This window comes from Mycobacterium sp. TH-M82 (genome assembly GCF_057473605.1).
Window position 1 is genome coordinate 1 of record NZ_JBYCKY010000911.1, and the last position, 4,202, is coordinate 4,202.

Here is a 4,202-nt window from a genome sequence, read left to right on the forward strand (position 1 = left end):
AGCAGGGCAACCTGCTGGCGTCGGGAACCTACCCGGGCGGTCGGGTGCGTAAGCGTGTCATCGAGCCGGACGGCACGCGGCGGTCCCGCGTGGTGAATCTGCCCGAGACGTGGTTTCGTGCCGAAGCTCCCGAGCATGTTCTGCGGGGGCGGGACTCCGCCGAGATCAAAGCTCGGCGGGATGCACGTGCTCAACGGTTGGTGTCCGATTCGGTTTGCGAAGGGCCGGACTGTCACGAGGTCGCGCCTGCCGGGTATCGGTACTGCCTGCTGCACAGCAGGCTGGCAGACGGTGATCCGGGTGCCAGTGTCCAGCTCAGCGCGTGGATGGACTGGCGGGCCGTGTGTAAGCTCTGCGATCCGGGCGAGGAACCGCCTCGCCCGGAGATCGTTGACATGTGGGACGACCCGGTCGGTATCGCCTACCGTGAGCAGCACCCGCCGGAATCAACCCTCAGGTGACGTTCCGGGACACCTACGGATGTGGATTCCCGGCCCTGAGAGCCACGCACAGACACGATCACCCACTCGCCGGTGTCCTTACACCGGACCGGTGCGAACACACGTCAGCGTGCGTCTCAGGCCGGGCATCGTGAACACACCTACAACGCCAGAACCGCCCCCACGTAAGGGGGCGGTTCGTGCGGGTGGTGGTGGCTACAGGACCGCCAGGTCTGCAAGCTCGGTGCGGGTCAGCCCGTGGCCGCTCTTCGGGTGCTCATGTATCACGATGTCCATATCCGACATCGAACGCACCGGATCGCGCATGATGTCATCCGCGATTGCTTCCGCATCGTAGACGAGGGCCAGACTAGGCCCCATCAGCTCAGCAACGGCCGTGATTGTCTCTTCGCGTGTACCGAACATTTTTTCCTCCATCGTTGAAGTCCTGTGGCAGGCGTACACGTCCGCCGACTTATACGCACCGTACATGAGGTGTACGGCGGTGTCAACGCCACGGCGTAAATCCCGGTGATCGGCCCGCGCAGATGTTTTGCAACGTCCCGCGTGGCAGGCCAGTAACCCGCTCGAGCTGCGAGTACGGCACGCCGGAACGCTTGGCCCGGCGGATCTCTTGGTACAGCGTAGCGACCGCCTCGTCGGCGGCCAGACGTAGGTCAGCAAGGTCGGTCATACATAGAGCGTACCGCAGGACAACGCCGCAGTAGTCGGCGCTTGCGTCTGCGACGCTGCGCTCGGCGTCGGCAGGCTGCGCCTGCCTAGCGGCACCGCAGGTGCCTCGCCCGGCGGCGGCAGCTTCGCTGCCTAGCAGCCTGCTGTGCAGCAGGCAGGACAGGGGCAGTCGTCGGCACCGCAGGTGCCTAGACCGGCGTCGCAGAGCTGCGCTCTGCTAGCAGGGCAGGGCAGGCAGGCACCGGGCAGGCAGGCAGGCAGGCAGTCGCAGCGCTTGTGTCGGCATACGTGCAGGGCAAGGGGCACGGGGGCATCCCCCCGGTGCCCGCTCCCCGACCGGGCGGTAATGCGTCCCGTCGACATCGTGCGACTTAAACGTCCGTTTTTTAGAGAGTAGAGAAAACGCCATGAAGGTGTGTGCGCGGTGCAAAACCGCGAGGTCAAGGGACAATTTCTGTAGGTACCGGCGGAGTCCTGATGGTCTACAAGGGTATTGCAAAGCATGCATGAAGCAGTACGCAATCGACCATTACGGGTATAAAACGATGGGTGGAAACCGCACAAAGGGTGTAATCACCACGTATGGGTCTGCGCACAGTCATACACGCCGTGTCCGTGGTGCCGCCAAGCAATTCGAGTGTGTTGACTGCAAAGGCCGAGCCGCACAGTGGTCATACAAAGGTGGCTCACCAGACGAGAAAATCGGCCCCTGCAAGACAGTTAGCGGTCGGTATGAGGCCATCATGGCGTTCTCACCTAACCCGTATGACTATGAGCCGCGCTGCATCCTGTGCCACAAAGCGCACGACCGAAAGTAAGAACGGAGACAAAGTATGCGCTCACCTGCTGGTTTGCAGAAACCCGGCAAGGCGTTATGGCGGAAAATAACCGCTGTTTTCGATGTTGAAAGCGACCCAGACAAGCAAGAATTGTTATTTCAAGCGTGCCGAACGGCCGATATTGTCGCCGAACTTGATGATGCGGCGGCCGAAGCGCCGCTGTTGGTTAAGGGCAGTATGGGCCAGCCGGCCATTAGCCCGTTGATCGCCGAAGCGCGCGTGCAGCGTGCGCTGCTCGCCCAACTGCTGTCGAGAATGAACTTTGAGGAGACCACCTGATGAGTAAAGCGCAGCGCCGGACTCGGCGGCATGACGCCGCCAAGCCGAACCAACCGAAGTTTATGTTGAGCGATTTCTACCGCTGGCGGTTCTCTTTCAAGGCGGGCACGGCGGGGTTGACTGTCGAGGCGTTCCTGGAGGCAGGCCCTAGGCCCTGAGAGCGATTCTGACGAGTTAAACCACCATCCCCGGTATAACCTATCCGGGGATCGCGCTAAGGGCCTTCCTCCGGGCTGTCAGCCCGCGCCCCATGCAGGTTTATCTCGCCGTCGGCGATAACCGCACCACCGATACCAGCGTCCCGCATCGCGTCCAGTATCTCCGCGACACCAGTCTCACCGCTGCTCTCACCCAACGCCCTGCTGACGTCCACGTTCAACCGCAGTGTGCCGCCCCTACCGACGGTCAGCGTCACACCAGCATCTACCAGCATCGTCCGGCGGTCCTCTAGCGTGGCATCCGGCCACACATCACCGTAAGTCTTGTCGGTCTCAACCTGCACCCAACCGGCCCTCACGACCGGTTGGGCGGCGAGTAGGTCACGTTTGGCGATAAGCGCGGACATCTGGCTACGGAATACCGCCTGGTCATCTTCTGACACGTACAGCCCGAGCGCGCGGTCGTCGCGGAGAGCTTCGATAGTCGTGATGGTTTGTTCCAGTTCTGCGGAGTGATCCGACCCCGGCTGCCACACCCGGGTCACGGTTCGCCGGTCATTGTGGATGAGCAGGAATACCGATTCCACCAGCCTCTCGGCGTTGCCCGCCCGGACCAGCACGCCAGGGCAGGGTTTCGGTGAATCGCCACACACGTAGTACTTGTGTGTTTTCCGGCCTTCCCTCGTGCGGACGAAATGCCGCATATTCCGGCCGCACACGCCGCACTTGGCGACACCGAGCAGCGGGTTGACAGAGTGCCGTCGATGCCGACCGGATCGACTGCGCTGCTCTACCTCGGATTGAATACGGTTCCAGGTTTGCGGATCGAACGATGCCGGCCCGACAAGCACGGGTTCGCCGCTGGCGTCCAGCACGGGTTTCCCTTTGGCTGTTTTGACGCCTTGGGTTGCCGCGCTGGTCAGCACGGCCCGGAGCGTGCTGATAGTCCAGCGTGACCCGCGTGTCGGTTTCCCGGTGCGCTGGCGTAGCCGGTCGGCAGGGCTTGGTGTGCGGTCATCGTTGAGACGTGTGGTTATCCGTGTGAGGGAATCCCCGGAGAGCAGCAGGTCCGATATCTGGTGAAGCACACGCTGCGCTTCGGGATCATGCCCGAGGGCTTTACCGCCCTCTGGCCGGTCGACAACCTGGAATCCGTAAGGCGGAACACCGTAGGCCCATCGCGGCTGGTGCCGGAATTGTGCTACCCGGTCGTTGGCGCGCTGTACGAACCGCTGCCCTTCGATCTCGGCGAACACCGACGCCAAGATCAGGAATACCCGCGACATAGCGGTGGCGAACACGTCCTGTTCGCTGGGGTCGTGGTAGAAGTTGAGCCGGATACCGTCGTCTATCAGCACCAGGAACTTGCGGTGCTGTTGGCACCATTCGGCTAGCTGCACACAGTCTGATGCGCTGCGGAATACCCGGTCGGTCTTGGCGAAGATCAAGGCATCGAAGTCGTCGGCACGGTCGGTGAGCCAGACCTTGAGGTCTGGCCGCTGCCACGGCGATTGCTTGATCGCGGACACGTCCAGGTCCTCTACGTGACCGACAACAGTCCAGCCTTGCGACTCCGCGTAGCGGATTCCTTTGTCGCGCTGAGTGAGCTGTGATTCTTTACCCTCGGTGAGGATAGAGACCCTAGCGCCGACAACCGCCCTCACAGGGCTTGACTCCATGGTTTCGGAGTGTATCGTAGTGGTCATAGACCCACAGTGAGTCCCATGCGCCGCCACCGTCGGCGTAAGCGGCCAGATCGCGCATCACCGGCCAGTGCTCGCCGGGTGCGATGT

The 4,202-nt window shown here is 62.4% G+C and carries 6 protein-coding genes and 1 pseudogene; 3 read left to right on the plus strand and 4 right to left on the minus strand.

The window, feature by feature from the left end; genetic code table 11:
• Positions 1-461 (plus strand): hypothetical protein (locus AC2VON_RS26680; RefSeq protein WP_486955464.1); only part of this gene is annotated, 461 nt, incomplete at its 5' end.
• 195 nt (positions 462-656) lie between these two features.
• Here AC2VON_RS26680 and AC2VON_RS26685 read toward each other — a convergent pair.
• Both AC2VON_RS26685 and AC2VON_RS26690 read right to left on the minus strand, forming a co-directional pair.
• Positions 657-878: a hypothetical protein gene (locus AC2VON_RS26685; RefSeq protein WP_486955465.1), complete on the minus strand. Its 222-nt coding sequence runs from the start codon at positions 876-878 to the stop codon at positions 657-659.
• Between the two features lie 70 nt (positions 879-948).
• Positions 949-1,134: a hypothetical protein gene (locus tag AC2VON_RS26690; protein ID WP_486955466.1), complete on the minus strand. Its 186-nt coding sequence runs from the start codon at positions 1,132-1,134 to the stop codon at positions 949-951.
• 832 nt (positions 1,135-1,966) lie between these two features.
• Here AC2VON_RS26690 and AC2VON_RS26695 point away from each other — a divergent pair.
• Both AC2VON_RS26695 and AC2VON_RS26700 read left to right on the plus strand, forming a co-directional pair.
• Positions 1,967-2,251, plus strand: a complete 285-nt coding sequence (locus AC2VON_RS26695) for a hypothetical protein (RefSeq protein WP_486955467.1) — start codon at positions 1,967-1,969, stop codon at positions 2,249-2,251.
• On the plus strand, positions 2,251-2,409 hold the full coding sequence (locus AC2VON_RS26700; protein ID WP_486955468.1) for a hypothetical protein: 159 nt from the start codon (positions 2,251-2,253) through the stop codon (positions 2,407-2,409). The genes AC2VON_RS26695 and AC2VON_RS26700 overlap by 1 nt, the downstream gene beginning before the upstream one ends.
• Positions 2,410-2,465: 56 nt before the next feature.
• On the opposite strand, the gene AC2VON_RS26705 is transcribed toward AC2VON_RS26700, so the two are convergent.
• Both AC2VON_RS26705 and AC2VON_RS26710 read right to left on the minus strand, forming a co-directional pair.
• On the minus strand, positions 2,466-4,088 hold the full coding sequence (locus tag AC2VON_RS26705) for a recombinase family protein (protein WP_486955469.1): 1,623 nt from the start codon (positions 4,086-4,088) through the stop codon (positions 2,466-2,468).
• A 7-nt stretch (positions 4,089-4,095) separates the two neighbouring features.
• Positions 4,096-4,200, minus strand: a pseudogene (locus AC2VON_RS26710) (LLM class F420-dependent oxidoreductase); the annotation flags it as partial.
• Between the last annotated feature and the right edge of the window lie 2 nt (positions 4,201-4,202).

Excerpts from the sequence above, each read along its gene's own strand:
- AC2VON_RS26685 (WP_486955465.1), bottom strand. The coding sequence starts at position 878 with ATGGAGGAAAAAATGTTCGGTACACGCGAAGAGACAATCACGGCCGTT.
- AC2VON_RS26690 (WP_486955466.1), bottom strand. The coding sequence starts at position 1,134 with ATGACCGACCTTGCTGACCTACGTCTGGCCGCCGACGAGGCGGTCGCT.
- AC2VON_RS26695 (WP_486955467.1), top strand. The coding sequence starts at position 1,967 with ATGCGCTCACCTGCTGGTTTGCAGAAACCCGGCAAGGCGTTATGGCGG.
- AC2VON_RS26700 (WP_486955468.1), top strand. The coding sequence starts at position 2,251 with ATGAGTAAAGCGCAGCGCCGGACTCGGCGGCATGACGCCGCCAAGCCG.
- AC2VON_RS26705 (WP_486955469.1), bottom strand. The coding sequence starts at position 4,088 with ATGGAGTCAAGCCCTGTGAGGGCGGTTGTCGGCGCTAGGGTCTCTATC.